Genomic DNA, 18,399 nt, shown 5'->3' with positions numbered 1-18,399 from the left:
GGGCGAATAGACCATGACCTTAAAAGAATTATTAGTGGGCTTTGGCACCCAGGTTCGCAGTATCTGCATGATCGGTATGCATGCGTTCGCCAAACGTGAAACGCAGATGTATCCGGAAGAGCCGGTATATCTGCCACCGCGCTACCGTGGTCGTATCGTGCTGACGCGCGATCCGGACGGCGAAGAGCGTTGTGTAGCCTGTAACCTGTGTGCGGTAGCCTGTCCGGTCGGCTGTATTTCTCTGCAAAAAGCAGAGACCAAAGACGGTCGCTGGTATCCAGAGTTTTTCCGTATTAACTTCTCGCGCTGCATTTTCTGCGGTCTGTGTGAAGAAGCGTGCCCAACCACGGCGATTCAGTTGACCCCGGATTTCGAACTGGGTGAATACAAGCGTCAGGACCTGGTGTACGAGAAAGAGGATCTGCTGATTTCCGGTCCGGGCAAATACCCGGAATATAACTTCTACCGGATGGCGGGTATGGCAATCGACGGCAAAGATAAGGGCGAAGCAGAGAACGAAGCCAAGCCTATCGACGTCAAGAGCCTATTACCGTAAGGAGCGGGGCAATGGAATTCGCATTTTATATTTGTGGTCTCGTCGCCATCCTGGCCACGTTGCGGGTCATCACGCACACCAATCCGGTGCACGCGTTGCTGTACCTGATCATCTCCCTGCTGGCGATTGCCGGGGTGTTCTTCTCGCTCGGCGCGTATTTCGCTGGTGCACTGGAGATCATCGTGTACGCCGGGGCGATCATGGTGCTGTTCGTGTTTGTGGTGATGATGCTGAACCTGGGCGGAGCCGAAATCGAACAGGAACGTCAGTGGCTGAAGCCGCAGGTCTGGATTGGACCTGGCGTGCTGTCGGTTATCCTGCTGGCCGTGATTGTGTACGGTATCCTGGGCGTTAGCGACCAGGGCATCGAAGGCAACGCCATCAGCGCCAAAGAAGTGGGTGTTGCGCTGTTTGGTCCGTACGTACTGGCAGTGGAACTGGCTTCCATGCTTCTGCTGGCGGGCCTGGTTGTCGCCTTCCATCTGGGACGTGAAGATCGTGCCGGTGAGGTGCTGAGCAACCGTGCGAACGATAGCGCGAAAAGAAAACCGGAGGAGCAAGCATGATCCCCTTAACACATGGACTGATCCTCGCCGCGATCCTCTTCGTTCTCGGTCTGACCGGTCTGGTTATCCGCCGCAATCTGCTGTTTATGCTGATCGGGCTGGAAATCATGATTAACGCCGCCGCGCTGGCCTTTGTGGTCGCCGGAAGCTACTGGGGCCAGACCGACGGTCAGGTGATGTATATCCTCGCTATCAGCCTCGCGGCTGCGGAGGCGAGTATTGGCCTGGCGCTGCTGTTGCAGCTCCACCGTCGCCGCCAGAACCTGAACATCGATTCAGTAAGTGAGTTGCGTGGATGAACATGCTTGCCTTAACCATTATTTTGCCATTGATTGGCTTCCTGCTGCTAGCCTTCTCCCGCGGCCGCTGGTCGGAGAACGTTTCCGCCACCATCGGTATGGGTTCTGTTGGCCTCGCCGCGTTGACCACCGCGTTTGTTGGCGTTGATTTCTTCGCTAACGGCAAACAGGCTATCAGCGTTCCGCTGTGGAACTGGATGTCGGTCGGTGATTTCAATATCGGCTTCAACCTGGTACTCGATGGCCTGTCACTGACCATGCTGTCAGTCGTGACCGGTGTCGGCTTCCTGATCCACATGTTCGCTTCCTGGTACATGCGCGGTGAAGAGGGTTACTCCCGCTTCTTCGCCTACACCAACCTGTTCATCGCGAGCATGGTGGTGTTAGTCCTGGGCGACAACCTCCTGCTGATGTACCTCGGCTGGGAAGGCGTGGGCCTGTGCTCCTATCTGCTGATCGGTTTCTACTACACCGATCCGAAGAATGGCGCTGCGGCAATGAAAGCTTTCGTGGTGACCCGTGTCGGTGACGTATTCCTCGCCTTCGCGCTGTTCATTCTCTACAACGAATTGGGCACCCTGAACTTCCGCGAAATGGTTGAACTGGCACCACAGCACTTCGAAGCGGGCAACAACATGTTGACCTGGGCGACGTTGATGCTGTTGGGCGGTGCGGTCGGTAAATCTGCCCAGCTGCCGTTGCAGACCTGGCTTGCAGATGCGATGGCCGGTCCTACGCCAGTTTCAGCGCTGATCCACGCCGCGACCATGGTAACTGCGGGCGTCTATCTGATTGCCCGTACCCACGGTCTGTTCCTGATGACGCCGGAAATTCTGCATCTGGTGGGTATCGTTGGTGCGGTCACGCTGGTGCTGGCAGGTTTCGCCGCGCTGGTGCAAACCGACATCAAACGCGTACTCGCATACTCCACCATGAGTCAGATTGGCTACATGTTCCTGGCGCTCGGCGTTCAGGCGTGGGATGCGGCGATTTTCCATCTGATGACGCATGCGTTCTTTAAAGCGCTGCTGTTCCTCTCCTCTGGTTCGGTGATCCTGGCTTGCCATCACGAGCAGAACATCTTCAAGATGGGCGGTCTGCGTAAGTCTATTCCGCTGGTGTATGTCTGCTTCCTGGTCGGGGGCGCGGCGTTGTCCGCTCTGCCGCTGATTACCGCAGGCTTCTTCAGTAAGGACGAAATCCTTGCCGGTGCGATGGCAAACGGTCACATCAATCTGATGGTGGCGGGTCTGGTTGGGGCGTTTATGACTTCCCTCTACACCTTCCGCATGATCTTCATCGTGTTCCACGGCAAAGAGCAGATCCACGCTCACGCAGGGAAGGGGATTACCCATCATCTCCCGCTGATCGTGCTGCTGGTTCTGTCCACCTTCGTTGGCGCAATGATTGTTCCGCCACTGCAGGGTGTACTGCCTCAGACCACTGAGCTTGAACATAGCCACGTGATGGCGCTGGAAATCACCTCCGGGATTGTCGCGATTGCAGGCATTTTGATTGCCGCATGGCTGTGGCTCGGGAAACGTACACTGGTTACCGCGATTGCTAACAGCGCACCGGGCCGTCTGCTCGGGACCTGGTGGTACAACGCGTGGGGCTTCGACTGGCTGTACGACAACATCTTCGTCAAACCGTATCTGGGTATTGCGTGGCTGCTGAAACGCGATCCGCTGAACAGTATGATGAATATCCCGGCCATTCTTTCCCGCTTCGCAGGCAAAGGCCTGTTGGTGAGCGAGAATGGTTACCTGCGCTGGTATGTGGCATCCATGAGCATTGGCGCGGTGGTTGTTCTCGCGCTGCTGATGGTTTTGCGTTGAGTTGACAGAAAAGGAATATAAATCGCCATGTTATTACCCTGGCTAATACTAATCCCGTTTATCGGCGGCTTCTTATGCTGGCAGACTGAACGCTTCGGCGAGAAGATGCCGCGCTGGATTGCGCTTATCACAATGGGACTGACGCTGGCCCTCTCCCTGCAGCTGTGGCTGCAGGGCGGCTACTCTCTGACGCAAGCCGCAGGTCTTCCGCAATGGCAGTCTGAATTTATTCTGCAGTGGATCCCGCGCTTTGGTATCACGTTCCACCTCGCCCTCGACGGTCTGTCGCTGCTGATGGTGGTACTGACCGGCCTGCTCGGTGTTCTGGCAGTACTTTGTTCCTGGCAAGAAATTCAAAAATACCAGGGCTTCTTCTACCTGAACCTGATGTGGATCCTGGGCGGCGTGATTGGCGTGTTCCTCGCCATCGACATGTTCCTGTTCTTCTTCTTCTGGGAGATGATGCTGGTCCCGATGTACTTCCTGATCGCGCTGTGGGGCCACAAAGCCTCTGACGGTAAAACGCGTATCACGGCGGCGACCAAGTTCTTCATCTACACCCAGGCGAGTGGTCTGGTGATGTTGATTGCGATTCTGGGTCTGGTGTTTGTGCACTACAACGCGACCGGCGTGTGGACCTTCAGCTATGAAGAACTGCTGAAAACACCGATGTCCCACAATGTGGAATATCTGCTGATGCTCGGCTTCTTCATTGCGTTCGCAGTGAAAATGCCGGTGGTGCCGCTGCACGGCTGGTTGCCGGATGCACACTCTCAGGCGCCAACAGCGGGTTCTGTTGACCTCGCGGGTATCTTGCTGAAAACGGCGGCCTACGGTCTGCTGCGTTTCGCGCTGCCGCTGTTCCCGAACGCATCCCACGAATTCGCGCCAATCGCGATGTGGCTTGGCGTTATCGGTATTTTCTACGGCGCGTGGATGGCCTTTGCTCAGTACGATATCAAACGTCTGATTGCCTACACCTCGGTATCGCACATGGGCTTCGTGCTGATTGCGATTTACACTGGCAGCCAGCTGGCCTATCAGGGCGCCATTATCATGATGATTGCGCACGGTTTGTCTGCGGCGGGTATGTTCATCATCTGCGGCCAGCTATACGAACGTCTGCACACGCGTGACATGCGCATGATGGGCGGTCTGTGGAGCAAAATTAAGTGGCTGCCAGCACTGTCGATGTTCTTTGCGGTCGCAACGCTCGGGATGCCGGGCACCGGTAACTTCGTGGGCGAATTCATGATCCTGTTCGGCAGTTTCCACGTGGTGCCGACCATTACCGTGATTTCCACCTTCGGTCTGGTCTTTGCTTCCGTTTACTCGCTGGCGATGCTGCATCGCGCTTACTTCGGTAAAGCGAAGAGCGAAATTGCGGCGAAAGAACTGCCAGGGATGTCGCTGCGCGAGCTGTTTATCATCCTGCTGCTGGTTGTGCTGCTGGTTCTGCTCGGGTTCTACCCGCAGCCGATCCTCGACACCTCTCACGGCGCGATGAGCAATATCCAGCAGTGGTTTGTTAATTCTGTTTCTACTACAAGGCCGTAAATCGCCATGACAATAACTCCACAACAACTGATCGCACTGCTACCGCTGCTGATCGTCGGCTTGACGGTGGTGGTTGTGATGCTCTCCATTGCGTGGCGACGCAATCATTTCCTGAATGCCACGCTTGCGGTTGTCGGTCTTAACGCCGCACTGCTGTCGCTCTGGTTTGTTGGTCACGCAGGGGCAATGGACGTCACACCGCTGATGCGTGTAGATGGCTATGCCATGCTTTACACCGGGCTTGTGCTGTTGGCGAGTCTCGCCACCTGTACCTTTGCCTACCCGTGGCTTGAGGGCTATTACGACAACAAAGAAGAGTTCTACCTGCTGGTGCTGATTGCTGCACTGGGTGGCATTCTTCTGGCGAATGCTAACCACATGGCGGCGCTGTTCCTCGGTATCGAGCTTATCTCGCTGCCGCTGTTCGGCCTGATTGGGTATGCGTATCGTCAGAAGCGTTCCCTCGAAGCGAGCATCAAATACACCATCCTGTCTGCCGCAGCGTCTTCCTTCCTGCTGTTCGGTATGGCGCTGGTGTATGCGAACTCCGGCGCGCTGTCCTTCCTTGCCATCGGTAAAGCACTTGCAGACAACATGCTGCACGAGCCGCTGCTGCTGGCAGGTCTGGGTCTGATGATTGTTGGCCTCGGCTTTAAACTCTCTCTGGTGCCGTTCCACTTGTGGACGCCAGATGTGTATCAGGGCGCGCCTGCACCGGTTTCCACTTTCCTGGCGACCGCGAGTAAAATCGCAATCTTCGGCGTGGTAATGCGTCTGTTCCTGTACGCTCCGGTGGGCAACAGTGAAGCCGTTCGTGTGGTACTGGGCGTGATTGCCTTCGTGTCTATCATCTTCGGTAACCTGATGGCGCTGAGCCAGACCAACATCAAGCGTCTGCTCGGTTACTCCTCCATCTCGCATTTGGGTTATCTGATGGTGGCGCTGATTGCAATGCACAGCGGCAAAATGTCCATGGAAACCGTGGGCGTGTATCTGGCCGGTTACCTGTTCAGCAGCCTTGGCGCGTTCGGCGTAGTCAGCCTGATGTCCAGCCCATACCGTGGCCCGGATGCAGATTCTCTGTACTCCTACCGTGGTCTGTTCTGGCACCGTCCGATTCTGTCTGCGGTCATGACTGTGATGATGCTGTCCCTGGCAGGTATCCCGATGACGCTTGGCTTCATCGGTAAATTCTACGTGCTGGCGGTTGGTGTTCAGGCACACCTGTGGTGGCTGACTGCTGCGGTGGTGATTGGTTCTGCGATTGGTCTTTACTACTACCTGCGCGTAGCGGTGAGCCTGTATCTGGAAGCGCCACAGCAACTGAATCGCGATGCACCACGCAACTGGCAGTACAGCGCTGGCGGTATTGTGGTGCTGATTTCCGCGCTGCTGGTGCTGATCCTCGGTATCTATCCACAGCCGCTGATCAATATCGTCCAGATGGCGATGCCAATGATGTAATCTGATGATTACATAATAAAAAACCCGCTTCGGCGGGTTTTTTTATGGCAGCGTTTCAGTCACACCGAATGCAATCGGCTGATCAACGGTCCGTCTTCGTGGCGGTCGGCGCGTTCCAGCACTTCTTTAATCACCGTCGACAGTTCGTTGATTTCAAACTTGGCGACATAGCCGTCGGCCTTCACTTTACGGATATGATCTTCGTTGGCGTTGCCCGACAGTGAAGAGTGGATAACTACCGGAATGGATTTCAGGCGCGGGTCAGTTTTGATTTTACGCGTCAGGGTAAAGCCGTCCATCTCCGGCATTTCCAGATCGGTCAGCACCAGCGCAATTTTATCAGTTATCGGGATGCCTTCGTCCTGGGCTTCTTTCGCCAGCTTTTCGATAGTCTCCCAGGCCTGGAGTCCGGTAACGTGCATTTTGGCCGGGATTTCCATCGCCTCCAGACCTTTCTCCAGCATCACTCGCGCGACTTTAGAATCTTCCGCCACAATCGCGATAGCACCGGACTTGATGCTTTGTTTTGGCGCGGTTAAGCGTGTGGAATGTAAATCGTGGTCGGCTGGAACGATGTCGTACAGAATTTGTTCCACGTCGATAACCATCGCCAGGTTATTACTGTCTCTTTCGTTATCGAGACAGGCGATGCTGGTGATGTATTGACCGTTCACGGCTTTTTCAGCGGTGTGCACCTGGGTCCAGTCGAGGCGCGTGATGTTTTCGACCGACTCGACAGCAAACGCCTGAACGCTGCGTGCGTATTCGGTGATCAGCAGAATATTCAGCCCACCTTCCGCTTTACAGCCCAGCACCGATGGCAGGTCGATAACCGGGATAATCTGGTCACGAATATTCACCATCCCCATTACCGGGGGCTTCATGCCTGCGGGTTTGGTGAAGGCAGGCATCGGCACGATTTCGCGCAGTTTGAAAACGTTAATGCCGAAGAGTTCTGACTTGCCGCCTTCGACCGATGCCCCTAAACGGAACAGCAGCAATTCAAAGCGGTTCGACAGGGTCAGATTTGCCCTGTCGTCGATATCTTTCTGGAAATTGTCCATGTTGCCCTCAGAGTGAAGATAAGGCCGAGCCTTTACTCTGTTATCGGCATGCGTGGACAAAAGTTAAGCCAGCGGGAAAATACTGAAGTCTTCTGCAAGGTCGCAGGGTGTAAACACAGTGCGACACTCTTCCAGTAATCGCTGACAGCCTTGCCAGTCATAGCGGGAACTGACATGCGTAATGATAAGTTTGCCTACCTGGGCCTCGCGTGCCAGCTCTGCTGCCTGAATGGACGAGGAATGACCACGGCTGTTGGCTTTTTCAGCCATCTCATGTTCAAGCGTTGTTTCGTGTACCATCACATCCACGCCCTGAGCCAGTTCCAGCGCTGCGGGGCAGGGGGCGGTATCGCCGAAAATAGCCAGTTTGATACCCGGCGTGCTCGGGCCAAGATAATCCTGACCGTTGACGATGCGCCCGTCAGGCATTTCCACTGTCAGCCCTTTCTTGAGATCCTGGAATAACGGCCCGGCTTTGATACCGTCTGCCAATAATCTCGCCGCATCAAGCGGACCGGGTTTATCGTGCTGCTCAATGCGATAGCCATAGCACTCCACCGGGTGATTCAGCGGATAAGCGGTGACACGAAAGAGGCCATCGTCAAACACTTCACCTTCGCTAATTTCTTCAACGGTCAGCGGAAAGTCTGTCCACGAGCCGCTCAGGCGCAGTGTTGTTTCGACAAACTCACGGATCCCTTTCGGTCCGTAAATGGTCAGTGGGGATGGATTCCCTTGCATCGAACGGCTGCACAGCAGGCCCGGCAGGCCGAATAAATGATCGCCGTGCAGATGGGTGATAAATATTTTATCGAGCTTTCCCGGATGGTGGCTGGTTTTCAGAAACTGATGCTGAGTGCCTTCGCCACAGTCAAACAGCCACATTTGCGACAGCGTTGGCTGTTGCAAATTAAGCACTATCGACGTCATATTACGGTGACGGGTCGGTACGCCTGCGGATGTCCCGAGAAAAATCAATTCCATAACGCATTTCCTTCTTTGTCAGAATACTCAGTATACCGGAGCGCAATATGATTCAGTGGAACGATCTTCACCACAGCCAGTTAACGGTCCAGCAACTGTACGCTTTATTGCAGTTACGCTGTGAAGTGTTTGTGGTGGAGCAGGCCTGTGCCTATCAGGATGTCGATGGCGATGACCTGGTGGGCGAGAACCGACATATTCTCGGCTGGCGCGATGGCGAGCTGGTGGCGTATGCGAGGATTCTGAAAAGTGAGGCTGAATTTGAACCGGTGGTGATTGGTCGGGTGATTGTCAGCAGTGCGGTTCGCGGCGAAAAATTGGGCGTACAACTGATGGAACAAACCCTCGCCAGTTGCCAGCAATATTGGCCGCAGAAGGCGTTGTACCTGGGCGCGCAGGCACATCTGCAACCGTTTTACGCGCGCTTTGGGTTTTCCCCGGTGACGGACGTTTATGATGAAGACGGCATCCCGCACATTGGCATGGCGCGGGAAGCGAAGTCCTGAACCATTGTCTATAGTTAGCGGACAGGTTTAACCAAGGAGAAAACTGATGGCATATCATTCTTATGAATCACGTATTGATGACGATTTGGCTCTGCTGAGTGAGACTCTGGAAGAAGTTTTAAGCTCCTCCGGCGACCCCGCCGATCAGAAGTACATCGAACTTAAACTTCGTGCAGAACAGGCGCTACAGGACGTACAGGCCCGCGTGAGCCAGGCTTCCGACACCTATTACTATCGCGCCAAACAGGCGGTAACACGTGCCGATGATTACGTGCATGAGAAACCCTGGCAAGGAATTGGCGTAGGGGCTGCTGTTGGCCTGGTACTGGGTCTGTTGCTGGCCCGCCGATAACCGTTCGCGCATTGATTTAAACCGCTCCCTCGTCATGGGTACTGCTTTTTTCCGGCAGTACCCTTTATAATGCGTGGTTTTATCAGAGGGAGATTTGCGTGCATTCCATTACCGCTGCGTTAGAAAACCTGTTGGGTTTTCTGTCTGACGACATGCCTGATGCGCCTGGCTCGCGAATTTTTGACACTCCCTTTCCTCTGAATGATGCGTTTGATCCCCTGAGCTGGCTTTGCTGTCAGCCCATTTTCCCGCAGTTTTACTGGCAGCATCGCAGTGGTCATGAAGAGTCAGCGGCACTCGGCGCAGTGCGCTTTTTTACCTCTCTTCCCGAAGCTAATCATTTTCTCCAGCAGGCGCAAACGGACTTCCGCATATGGGGGCTCAACGCCTTTGAACCCGAAGCAGGGCAACTCTTTTTGCCACGCCTGGAGTGGCGACGTGATGCGGGTAAAGCTTCATTGCGCCTGACACTGAGTAGTGATGTTTCGCTGCGTGATGATGCCCAACAGGCCCGGACGTTTTTATCTTCTCTGCTGCTTTCCCACCCACTGCCTGTTTTAAGCGGCGAGTTTAAAGGCGAGCGCCATTTCCCTGATCGCGCTGGCTGGATCCGTTTGATTGAAACCGCAACCGGGGCCATCGAGGAAGGTATGCTGGATAAAGTCGTCCTCGCCCGTGCCACCGATTTACGTTTTGCCGCACCGCTACATGCCGGGGCAATGATGGCTGCCAGCCGCCGCGTAAACCTTAATTGCTACCATTTTCTGATGGCCTTCGATGCACAAAACGCGTTTCTCGGCTCGACGCCAGAACGGCTTTGGCAGCGCCAGGGAACACAGCTTGAAACCGAAGCGCTGGCGGGAACAGTGGCGAGTCATCACGACGATAAACAAGCCCTGCATTTTGCCGACTGGCTGATGCGTGATGATAAAAATCAGCGGGAAAATCTGCTGGTGGTGGAAGATATTTGCCAGCGCTTGCAACAGGATGTGAGTGCGTTGGAAGTGCTGCCGCCAGAGGTCATTCGGCTGCGTAAAGTCCAGCATCTGCGCCGTTGCATTCAGGCTGAACTCAAAATGCCTGATGATGTGCGTTGTTTGTTCCAGCTTCAACCGACGGCGGCTGTCGCAGGTTTACCGCGCGAAAAGGCACGCCAGTTTATCGAGCACCATGAACCTTTTACCCGTGAATGGTATGCGGGTTCGGCGGGCTATCTCAGCTTACCAAAGAGCGAATTTTGCGTGGCGCTGCGTTCAGCAAAAATCAGCGGCGAAGTGGCACGATTGTATGCCGGGGCTGGCATTGTTCGCGGTTCGGATCCCGAGCAGGAATGGCAGGAAATCACCCAAAAAGCAGCCGGGCTACGCTCGCTGCTGCTCTCGGATTAGCCTATAACCGACACAAATCAATAACCTGTCGTAATCGCTCATCTATAATAATAAGCTAAATTGATACCGGACAATCTCATGTCAGTAAGCGCATTTAACCGACGCTGGGCGGCGGTGATCCTTGAAGCATTAACTCGCCACGGCGTGCAGCACGTCTGCATCGCGCCGGGGTCGCGCTCGACGCCGCTGACGCTGGCAGCAGCGGAAAATCGCGCGCTGATTGCTCACACCCATTTTGATGAGCGTGGCCTGGGCCATCTGGCGTTAGGGCTGGCAAAAGCCAGTCAGCAGCCGGTGGCCGTGATTGTCACCTCAGGCACAGCGGTGGCTAATCTCTACCCTGCGCTGATTGAAGCGGGGCTGACCGGTGAAAAAATCATCTTACTGACTGCGGACAGGCCGCCGGAGCTTATCGACTGCGGCGCGAATCAGGCCATTCGCCAGCCGGGCATGTTCGGCTCGCACCCTTCACAAACGCTTTCTCTTCCTCGCCCGAGCCACGATATTCCGGCCCGCTGGCTGGTTTCGTCGATTGATAATGCATTGGGTCAACTGCACAGCGGCGGCGTGCACATCAACTGCCCGTTCGCAGAACCGCTGTATGGCGAAATTGACGACACCGGGCTCGACTGGCAACAGGCGCTCGGCGACTGGTGGCAGAGTGACAAACCGTGGCTGCGCGAAGGGCTGCATCTGGAAAGCGAAAAACAGCGCGACTGGTTCTTCTGGCGACAGAAGCGTGGCGTGGTTGTCGCAGGGCGAATGAGTGCCGCAGAAGGCAAAAAAGTGGCTGAATGGGCGAAAACGCTCGGCTGGCCGCTGATTGGCGATGTGCTCTCGCAAACCGGGCAGCCCTTGCCGTGCGCGGATTTATGGCTCGGTAATGCCAAAGCGGTAACCGAACTGGCGCAGGCGCAAATTGTCGTTCAGCTTGGTAGCAGCCTGACGGGTAAACGCGTTCTGCAATGGCAGGCTACCTGTGAACCTGATGAATACTGGCTGGTGGACAATCTGCCGGGCCGTCTTGATCCGGCCCATCACCGTGGACGTCGACTGGTGTGCAGCATCGATCGTTGGCTGGAACAGCATCCCGCAGAGCAGCGTCAACCCTGGTGCGCCGATGTGCCTTACCTTTCGGAACAGGCATGGAAAACCACCGTGGCGCAGCGCGAGACATTCGGTGAGGCGCAACTGGCCCATCGAATCAGCGACTATTTGCCCGATCAGGGCCAGCTTTTTGTCGGCAACAGTCTGGTGGTGCGTCTGATTGATGCGCTCGGACAGCTTCCTGCGGGTTATCCGGTGTACAGCAACCGTGGGGCCAGTGGCATCGACGGGCTGATTTCTACCGCCGCAGGCGTACAGCGTGGCAGTGCAAAATCGACGCTGGCAATTATTGGCGATCTCTCTGCGTTGTACGATCTCAACGGTCTGGCGTTGCTGCGCCAGGTTTCAGCGCCGATGGTGCTGATTGTGGTGAACAATAACGGCGGGCAGATTTTCTCGCTATTGCCGACGCCCGCCGAAGAGCGCGAGCGTTTCTACCTGATGCCGCAAAACGTCAATTTTGAACATGCCGCGAACCTGTTTGGTCTGCGTTACCATCGCCCTGAAAATTGGGCTGAACTGGACGATGCGCTGAGCGGCGCATGGCGTCAACCGCTGACAACGGTCATTGAACTGGTGGTCAATGACACCGACGGCGCGCAGACGTTGCAACATTTGCTGGCGCAGGTCAGCCAGCTATGACGCTTCACGCTGTCGAGCGGGAAGGCCAGCAGGGCCTGCCCTGGCTGGTGTTTCTGCACGGCTTTTCAGGCGATAACCGGGAGTGGCAAGAGGTGGGAGAGCAGTTAACTGCTTTTCCCCGACTGTATGTCGATTTGCCCGGTCACGGCGGTTCTGCTGACATTTCGGCGGCGAATTTTGATGATGTGTGTCGCCAATTACAGGAAACGTTGGTTAGTTACAACATCCTTGACTATTGGCTGGTGGGGTATTCGCTTGGCGGCCGTGTGGCGATGTATGCAGCAAACCAGACGCAGTTGCCTGGTTTGAAAGGAGTGATCGTTGAAGGCGGGCATCCCGGGTTACAGGCTGACGCCAGCCGCCGTTCGCGTTTGCTGTCCGATTCGCAATGGGCGCAGCGCTTTCGTAATGAACCCCTCAGCGAAGTCTTTTATGCCTGGTATCGCCAGCCGGTGTTTGCCACGCTCACCGAACCACAACGACACGAACTCATTGCGCTGCGGGCTGATAACAACGGCCCACGACTGGCTGAGATGTTGCTCGCCACCTCCCTTGCGGTACAACCTGATTTACGCGCGGCGCTCCGTCGCCGTGACTATGCTTTCTGGTACTTATGCGGCGAACACGACGCCAAATTCCGCGCACTGGCGGATGAACTTAGCGCGCCATGCCACCTAATTCCTCACGCCGGGCACAACGCCCATCGGGAAAACCCTGATGCGGTGGCTGACTGTCTGGCACAGATTCTGAACGACTGACGACAGGACTTACTATGATCTATCCAGATGAAAAAATGTTGTACGCCCCGGTTGAGTGGCAGGACTGCTCCGAAGGTTTTGAAGATATTCGTTATCAGAAATCCGCTGATGGCATCGCCAAAATCACCATCAACCGTCCACAGGTGCGTAACGCCTTCCGTCCATTGACGGTCAAAGAGATGATCCAGGCGCTGGCTGACGCGCGCTACGACGACAACGTCGGCGTGATCATTCTGACCGGTGAAGGTGACAAAGCCTTCTGCGCAGGCGGCGATCAGAAAGTTCGCGGGGATTATGGCGGATACCAGGATGCTTCCGGCACCCATCATCTGAACGTGCTGGATTTCCAGCGTCAAATCCGCACCTGTCCAAAACCGGTTGTGGCGATGGTGGCGGGTTATTCCATCGGCGGTGGTCACGTTCTGCACATGATGTGTGACCTGACGATTGCAGCGGAGAACGCCATCTTTGGGCAGACCGGCCCGAAAGTCGGCTCTTTCGACGGCGGCTGGGGCGCATCTTATATGGCTCGTATCGTCGGTCAGAAGAAAGCGCGTGAAATCTGGTTCCTGTGTCGTCAGTACGACGCGAAAGCGGCGCTGGACATGGGCCTCGTGAATACCGTGGTTCCGCTGGCCGATCTGGAAAAAGAAACCGTTCGCTGGTGTCGTGAAATGCTGGAAAACAGCCCGATGGCGCTACGTTGTCTGAAAGCGGCGCTCAACGCCGACTGCGACGGTCAGGCCGGTCTGCAGGAGTTGGCGGGTAACGCCACGATGCTGTTCTACATGACCGAAGAAGGTCAGGAAGGCCGCAACGCGTTTAACGAAAAGCGTCAGCCAGATTTCAGCAAATTCAAACGGAATCCGTAATGCGCAACGCCCAGATATACCGCTGGCAGATCCCAATGGACGCGGGAGTGGTTCTGCGCGAGCGGCGACTGAAAACCCGCGATGGATTGTTTGTCCGCTTAAATCTGGGCGAAGCCGAAGGCTGGGGCGAGATCTCGCCTTTGCCAGGATTTAGCCAGGAAACGCTGGAAGACGCGCAGTCGGCTTTAGTCGCCTGGGTTAACGCCTGGCGCGAAGGGCAAGACCCGGCGCTTCCGGAAATACCTTCTGCGGCGTTTGGCATTAGCTGCGCACTGGCAGAATTGAATGACGAATTGCCGCAGGCTGCGGATTATCGTGCGGCTCCATTATGTACCGGCGACCCGGATGAACTGTTCGCGGTGCTGCAGGCCATGCCGGGCGAGAAAGTGGCGAAGGTCAAAGTCGGGCTATGGGAAGCAGTCCGCGACGGCATGACAGTCAATCTGCTGTTAGAAGCGATCCCCGATTTACAGCTCCGTCTGGATGCCAACCGTGCCTGGACGCCGCTGAAAGCGCAACAGTTTGCGAAATACGTTAATCCTGAATACCGCCCGCGTATCGCGTTCATCGAAGAGCCGTGTCGAACGCGTGACGATTCGCGTGCGTTTGCGCAGGAAACTGGAATCGCCATCGCCTGGGACGAAAGCCTCCGCGAAGCTGATTTCACGTTTATCGCCGAACCGGGCGTTAAAGCGGTGGTGATCAAGCCCACGCTCACCGGTAGTCTGCAAAAAGTACGCGAGCAGGTTGCTGCCGCGCATGCACAAGGCTTAACGGCGGTGATTAGTTCTTCGATTGAATCCAGCCTTGGGCTGACACAGTTGGCTCGCATTGCCGCGTGGCTGACGCCGGACACGATGCCGGGACTGGATACGCTGAATCTGATGCAGGCGCAGTTGATTCGCCGTTGGCCGGAGAATGACTTGCCGTGCATGACCCACGAGAGTCTGGATCCGCTGCTATGACGTTCAACGATTACCCGTGGCGGCACTGGCGCGCTTTGCGTCCGCAGGCTTCTGCGCTCCGTCTTGGCGATGACACACTGAACTGGCAACAGTTGTGCGAACGCATTGATACGCTGGCGGCGAGCTTTGTTGCGCAAAATGTGCAGCCAGATGATGGCGTGCTGCTTCGTGCTTATAACAATCCGCAAACGCTTCTGGCGTGGCTCGCGCTGTTACAGTGCGGCGCGCGCGTTTTACCAGTCAATCCTCAGCTCCCTCGCGAACTGGTGTCGGCTTTACTGCCACAGTTTTCGCTTCGTCACGCTTTGTTGCTGACGGAAGAACAACCTTTCGACAATCTCTGTGCGCTCGCGCTTAAGCACGCTGAACGGGTGGCAGAAGCTACCTGGCAGCCAGAACGCCTGGCAACCATGACGCTCACCTCTGGTTCCAGCGGCTTGCCGAAAGCGGCAGTGCATACGCTGAATGCTCATCTTGCCAGCGCAGAGGGCGTATTAGCGCTGATGCCGTTTACTGAAACGGATGACTGGCTGCTATCGTTACCGCTGTTTCATGTTTCCGGGCAGGGGATTCTCTGGCGCTGGCTGCTGAAAGGCGCGCGTTTAACCGTGCGCGAGCACATGCCTTTAGCGCAGATGTTGGCAGGTTGCACTCATGCTTCGCTGGTGCCGACTCAGTTGTGGCGGCTGCTCAATGACGACGAACCACTGACGTTGAAAACCGTGCTGCTCGGCGGCGCTGCGATCCCTGTTGAACTGGCGGAACAGTCTCATGCTCGTGGGATCCGTACCTTTTGTGGCTACGGGCTGACGGAATTCGCATCAACGGTCTGCGCCAAAGAAACCGACGGCGAAGCCGATGTCGGTTCTGCGTTGCCGGGGCGAGAAGTGAAAATTGTCGACGGTGAAATCTGGCTGCGGGCGAAAAGTATGGCGGCGGGTTACTGGCGTGACGGCGAGTTGATACCGTTGACCAATGCCGAAGGCTGGTTTGCTACACGCGATCGTGGTGAGTTACATGGCGACCGTCTGAGCGTACTTGGACGAATGGACAATCTCTTTTTCTGCGGCGGAGAAGGCATTCAACCAGAAGAAGTTGAGCGGGTGATCATTGCTCATCCTCACATCGAACAGATCTTTATTGTGCCGCTGGATGACGCCGAATTTGGTCAGCGTCCGGTGGCTGTTGTGGAAGGTCATGACGACTTTGACGTTACACAAATGCCGCAATGGGCAATGGGCAAGCTGGCACGCTTTCAGCAGCCGGTGTACTGGCTAATGCTGCCCACCAGCCTGAAAACCGGCGGGATTAAAATTTCCCGCCGCGCTTTGCAGGAGTGGGTGAACGCCATGCTTAAAGGGTAAGGCGAATAACCTTACCTTAACAACACATCGTTACACCTGATGTTACATTCTCCAGGTTCACCTGATGCCTTTCGCCTCATTTTCTGCGAATGATGGGTGAAACGTCCGGTAATATCCCGATTAAAGGTAGTAACTGGTTACAATCATGTTGCTGTTCGCCTTTTTAGTGCATTGATTCCTGAGCATTCGGCAGTACAATTTGGTCGTTTTTGGGCGATTTTATTAATTTGTGTTTGCTGGAACGTTAAAAATGAAAAAAGGTATTATGTTAGGTCTGTCCGGACTGCTGTTTGTTTCTGCCGCCGCGAACGCTATCAGCGTGAGTGGTGAAGCGGGTGAACATTACACCAATCTGGGCGTTGGCTTTGGAACGGAATCTACCGGCCTCGCGCTGACCGGTAACTGGACACACAGCGATAACGACGGTGATGTTGCCGGTGTGGGTGTGGGTCTGAACATTCCACTGGGGCCGTTCATCGCAACCGTTGGGGGTAAAGGCATTTACACCAACCCAAATGATGGCGATGAAGGCTATGCGGCAGCGGTCGGTGGCGGTCTGCAGTGGGCGATTGGCGACAGCTTCCGTCTGTTCGGTGAGTACTACTACTCTCCGGATTCGCTCTCCAGTGGCATCGAAAGCTACCAGGAAGCGAATGCAGGTGGTCAATGGACAATCATGCGTCCAATCAGCATTCAAGCGGGCTACCGCTACCTGAGCCTTGCGGGCAAAGATGGCAATCGCGATAACACCATCGCTGACGGTCCGTATCTTGGCGTAAAAGCAGCGTTCTAATCTTCCGGCGCGGCATTCTGTCGCGCCTGTTTTCCTTTTCTTCCCCGTCTCCGCTATAGTGAATCGTCCTCTTGTTAAGGAGATAACGATGATAAACGTGGAGATGCTTTCCACTGGCGACGAAGTGCTGCATGGTCAAATCATTGATACCAATGCCGCGTGGCTTGCCGATTACTTATTTACTCAGGGATTGCCGTTAACCCGGCGTAACACCGTTGGTGACAGCCTCGATTCACTGGTGTCGATTCTGCGCGAACGCAGTAATTATGCAGATATTCTGATCGTTAACGGTGGCCTCGGCCCGACCAGCGACGATTTAAGTGCTCTGGCCGCTGCAACTGCGAAAGGGGAAGGGCTGGTGTTGCATGAAGCCTGGCTCAGTCAGATGGAGCGCTTTTTTAGCGATCGTGGCCGGGTGATGGCCCCGAGCAACCGAAAGCAGGCAGAAATCCCCGCCAGCGCAGAATTTATCGATAATCCTGTCGGTACGGCCTGTGGTTTTGCGCTACAGCTTAATCGCTGCCTGATGTTCTTCACGCCGGGTGTGCCTTCCGAATTCAAAGTTATGGTCGCAGAGCAAATTGTGCCGCGACTGCGTGAGCGCTTCACGCTCCCGGAACCCCCACTGTGCCTGCGTTTAACCACGTTTGGGCGATCGGAAAGTGATTTGGCACAAAGTCTGGATCACCTGACATTACCGCCGGGTGTGACGATGGGCTACCGCTCCTCAATGCCGATCATTGAGTTGAAGCTGACGGGGCCGGCGAGCGAGCGTGAGGCGATGCTGAAACTGTGGCCGGAAGTGCAAAAGGTGGCGGGCGAAAGTCTGATTTTTGAAGGCACAGAAGGGCTGGCGGCACAAATTGCGCGAACGTTACAGGAGCGCAAATTGAGTATCACGCTGAGCGAGCAGTTTACCTCCGGGCTTATTGCGCTCCAGCTTGGGCGTGAAAGCGCGCCGCTGCTGGCGAGTGAAGTCGTGCCGTGTCAGGAAGAAACTCTGGCGCAAACGGCACACTGGACGGCGGATCGTCGAGTGAACCACTTCGCCGGACTGGCATTGGCTGTCAGTGGGCTTGAGCATGATCATCTTAACTTTGCGCTTGCAACACCGGATGGCACGTACGCGCTACGCGTTCAGCTCAGCACATCACGGCACAGCCTGGCGGTGCGTCAGGAAGTCTGCGCAATGATGGCGTTGAATATTCTGCGTCGTTGGTTGAATGGCAAATCGGTGAGCAGTGAACACGGTTGGGTCAACGTTGTGGATGATTTGTTTTTGCCTGCCTAGCGCAGAACAAAAATAAGAAGGGTCGCAGCGCGA

General features: G+C 55.6%; 18 protein-coding genes. 16 read left to right on the top strand and 2 right to left on the bottom strand.

The genetic code is table 11. The features are described 5' to 3' along the window. Window positions 1-13 precede the first annotated feature (13 nt). Genes nuoI through nuoN form a run of 6 tightly spaced genes read left to right on the top strand, consistent with a single transcriptional unit; the run spans window position 14 to window position 6,280 of the window. Window positions 14-556, top strand: a complete 543-nt coding sequence (gene nuoI / locus VH187_RS21995; RefSeq protein WP_015365590.1) for an NADH-quinone oxidoreductase subunit NuoI — start codon at window positions 14-16, stop codon at window positions 554-556. Window positions 557-567: 11 nt separating this feature from the next. Further along, a complete protein-coding gene (nuoJ, locus tag VH187_RS21990; protein ID WP_329703563.1) occupies window positions 568-1,122 on the top strand; it encodes an NADH-quinone oxidoreductase subunit J in 555 nt (184 codons plus the stop codon). Continuing rightward, window positions 1,119-1,421 (top strand): NADH-quinone oxidoreductase subunit NuoK, encoded by a 303-nt coding sequence (gene nuoK / locus VH187_RS21985; RefSeq protein WP_097161765.1) that lies wholly within the window; start codon window positions 1,119-1,121, stop codon window positions 1,419-1,421. Before nuoJ ends, nuoK begins: the two co-directional genes overlap by 4 nt. After that, window positions 1,418-3,259, top strand: a complete 1,842-nt coding sequence (nuoL, locus tag VH187_RS21980) for an NADH-quinone oxidoreductase subunit L (protein ID WP_329703562.1) — start codon at window positions 1,418-1,420, stop codon at window positions 3,257-3,259. The genes nuoK and nuoL overlap by 4 nt, the downstream gene beginning before the upstream one ends. Before the next feature lie 27 nt (window positions 3,260-3,286). Then, on the top strand, window positions 3,287-4,816 hold the full coding sequence (nuoM, locus tag VH187_RS21975; protein ID WP_329703561.1) for an NADH-quinone oxidoreductase subunit M: 1,530 nt from the start codon (window positions 3,287-3,289) through the stop codon (window positions 4,814-4,816). A 6-nt stretch (window positions 4,817-4,822) separates the two neighbouring features. After that, window positions 4,823-6,280, top strand: coding sequence for an NADH-quinone oxidoreductase subunit NuoN (gene nuoN / locus VH187_RS21970; RefSeq protein WP_329703560.1), 1,458 nt, complete (start codon window positions 4,823-4,825; stop codon window positions 6,278-6,280). Window positions 6,281-6,339: 59 nt separating this feature from the next. On the opposite strand, the gene VH187_RS21965 is transcribed toward nuoN, so the two are convergent. Next, a complete protein-coding gene (locus tag VH187_RS21965; protein WP_329703559.1) occupies window positions 6,340-7,344 on the bottom strand; it encodes a chemotaxis protein in 1,005 nt (334 codons plus the stop codon). Window positions 7,345-7,407: 63 nt separating this feature from the next. Continuing rightward, complete coding sequence (gene rnz, locus VH187_RS21960) at window positions 7,408-8,328, bottom strand: ribonuclease Z (RefSeq protein ID WP_329703558.1); 921 nt, start codon at window positions 8,326-8,328, stop codon at window positions 7,408-7,410. Window positions 8,329-8,375: 47 nt separating this feature from the next. On the opposite strand from rnz, the gene VH187_RS21955 reads away from it, so the two are divergent. The 10 genes from VH187_RS21955 (at window position 8,376) to VH187_RS21910 (ending at window position 18,366) form a co-directional block, all read left to right on the top strand. Continuing rightward, on the top strand, window positions 8,376-8,834 hold the full coding sequence (locus VH187_RS21955) for a GNAT family N-acetyltransferase (protein ID WP_329703557.1): 459 nt from the start codon (window positions 8,376-8,378) through the stop codon (window positions 8,832-8,834). A 46-nt stretch (window positions 8,835-8,880) separates the two neighbouring features. Then, the gene (gene elaB / locus VH187_RS21950) at window positions 8,881-9,186 is read left to right on the top strand and encodes a stress response protein ElaB (RefSeq protein WP_329703556.1); all 306 of its coding nucleotides are present in this window, start codon (window positions 8,881-8,883) and stop codon (window positions 9,184-9,186) included. 98 nt (window positions 9,187-9,284) lie between these two features. Further along, window positions 9,285-10,574 (top strand): isochorismate synthase MenF, encoded by a 1,290-nt coding sequence (gene menF, locus VH187_RS21945; RefSeq protein ID WP_329703555.1) that lies wholly within the window; start codon window positions 9,285-9,287, stop codon window positions 10,572-10,574. A gap of 78 nt (window positions 10,575-10,652) precedes the next feature. Then, window positions 10,653-12,323 carry a 2-succinyl-5-enolpyruvyl-6-hydroxy-3-cyclohexene-1-carboxylic-acid synthase gene (gene menD, locus VH187_RS21940; RefSeq protein WP_329703554.1) on the top strand — a complete coding sequence of 557 codons (1,671 nt, stop codon included), beginning with the start codon at window positions 10,653-10,655 and terminating at the stop codon, window positions 12,321-12,323. Next, window positions 12,320-13,081, top strand: coding sequence for a 2-succinyl-6-hydroxy-2,4-cyclohexadiene-1-carboxylate synthase (gene menH, locus VH187_RS21935; protein ID WP_329703553.1), 762 nt, complete (start codon window positions 12,320-12,322; stop codon window positions 13,079-13,081). The genes menD and menH overlap by 4 nt, the downstream gene beginning before the upstream one ends. Window positions 13,082-13,095: 14 nt before the next feature. Beyond that, on the top strand, window positions 13,096-13,953 hold the full coding sequence (gene menB, locus VH187_RS21930) for a 1,4-dihydroxy-2-naphthoyl-CoA synthase (RefSeq protein WP_329703552.1): 858 nt from the start codon (window positions 13,096-13,098) through the stop codon (window positions 13,951-13,953). Continuing rightward, window positions 13,953-14,918: an o-succinylbenzoate synthase gene (gene menC / locus VH187_RS21925; RefSeq protein WP_329703551.1), complete on the top strand. Its 966-nt coding sequence runs from the start codon at window positions 13,953-13,955 to the stop codon at window positions 14,916-14,918. The genes menB and menC overlap by 1 nt, the downstream gene beginning before the upstream one ends. After that, window positions 14,915-16,282 (top strand): o-succinylbenzoate--CoA ligase, encoded by a 1,368-nt coding sequence (menE, locus tag VH187_RS21920; RefSeq protein ID WP_329703550.1) that lies wholly within the window; start codon window positions 14,915-14,917, stop codon window positions 16,280-16,282. Before menC ends, menE begins: the two co-directional genes overlap by 4 nt. Before the next feature lie 250 nt (window positions 16,283-16,532). Further along, entirely contained in the window at window positions 16,533-17,075 is a 543-nt protein-coding gene (locus VH187_RS21915) for a YfaZ family outer membrane protein (RefSeq protein WP_329703549.1), read from the top strand. 88 nt (window positions 17,076-17,163) lie between these two features. Further along, entirely contained in the window at window positions 17,164-18,366 is a 1,203-nt protein-coding gene (locus tag VH187_RS21910) for a nicotinamide mononucleotide deamidase-related protein YfaY (protein WP_329703548.1), read from the top strand. The last annotated feature ends 33 nt before the right edge of the window (window positions 18,367-18,399 follow it).

The sequence above is a fragment of the Scandinavium sp. genome (genome assembly GCF_036271055.1).
Lineage (GTDB): Bacteria > Pseudomonadota > Gammaproteobacteria > Enterobacterales > Enterobacteriaceae > Scandinavium.
Note: the sequence above shows the minus strand (reverse complement) of the source record. Positions and strands in the feature narration are given on the sequence as shown.

Excerpts from the sequence above, each read along its gene's own strand:
- nuoI (WP_015365590.1), top strand. The coding sequence starts at position 14 with ATGACCTTAAAAGAATTATTAGTGGGCTTTGGCACCCAGGTTCGCAGT.
- nuoJ (WP_329703563.1), top strand. The coding sequence starts at position 568 with ATGGAATTCGCATTTTATATTTGTGGTCTCGTCGCCATCCTGGCCACG.
- nuoK (WP_097161765.1), top strand. The coding sequence starts at position 1,119 with ATGATCCCCTTAACACATGGACTGATCCTCGCCGCGATCCTCTTCGTT.
- nuoL (WP_329703562.1), top strand. The coding sequence starts at position 1,418 with ATGAACATGCTTGCCTTAACCATTATTTTGCCATTGATTGGCTTCCTG.
- nuoM (WP_329703561.1), top strand. The coding sequence starts at position 3,287 with ATGTTATTACCCTGGCTAATACTAATCCCGTTTATCGGCGGCTTCTTA.
- nuoN (WP_329703560.1), top strand. The coding sequence starts at position 4,823 with ATGACAATAACTCCACAACAACTGATCGCACTGCTACCGCTGCTGATC.
- VH187_RS21965 (WP_329703559.1), bottom strand. The coding sequence starts at position 7,344 with ATGGACAATTTCCAGAAAGATATCGACGACAGGGCAAATCTGACCCTG.
- rnz (WP_329703558.1), bottom strand. The coding sequence starts at position 8,328 with ATGGAATTGATTTTTCTCGGGACATCCGCAGGCGTACCGACCCGTCAC.
- VH187_RS21955 (WP_329703557.1), top strand. The coding sequence starts at position 8,376 with ATGATTCAGTGGAACGATCTTCACCACAGCCAGTTAACGGTCCAGCAA.
- elaB (WP_329703556.1), top strand. The coding sequence starts at position 8,881 with ATGGCATATCATTCTTATGAATCACGTATTGATGACGATTTGGCTCTG.
- menD (WP_329703554.1), top strand. The coding sequence starts at position 10,653 with ATGTCAGTAAGCGCATTTAACCGACGCTGGGCGGCGGTGATCCTTGAA.
- menH (WP_329703553.1), top strand. The coding sequence starts at position 12,320 with ATGACGCTTCACGCTGTCGAGCGGGAAGGCCAGCAGGGCCTGCCCTGG.
- menB (WP_329703552.1), top strand. The coding sequence starts at position 13,096 with ATGATCTATCCAGATGAAAAAATGTTGTACGCCCCGGTTGAGTGGCAG.
- menC (WP_329703551.1), top strand. The coding sequence starts at position 13,953 with ATGCGCAACGCCCAGATATACCGCTGGCAGATCCCAATGGACGCGGGA.
- menE (WP_329703550.1), top strand. The coding sequence starts at position 14,915 with ATGACGTTCAACGATTACCCGTGGCGGCACTGGCGCGCTTTGCGTCCG.
- VH187_RS21915 (WP_329703549.1), top strand. The coding sequence starts at position 16,533 with ATGAAAAAAGGTATTATGTTAGGTCTGTCCGGACTGCTGTTTGTTTCT.
- VH187_RS21910 (WP_329703548.1), top strand. The coding sequence starts at position 17,164 with ATGATAAACGTGGAGATGCTTTCCACTGGCGACGAAGTGCTGCATGGT.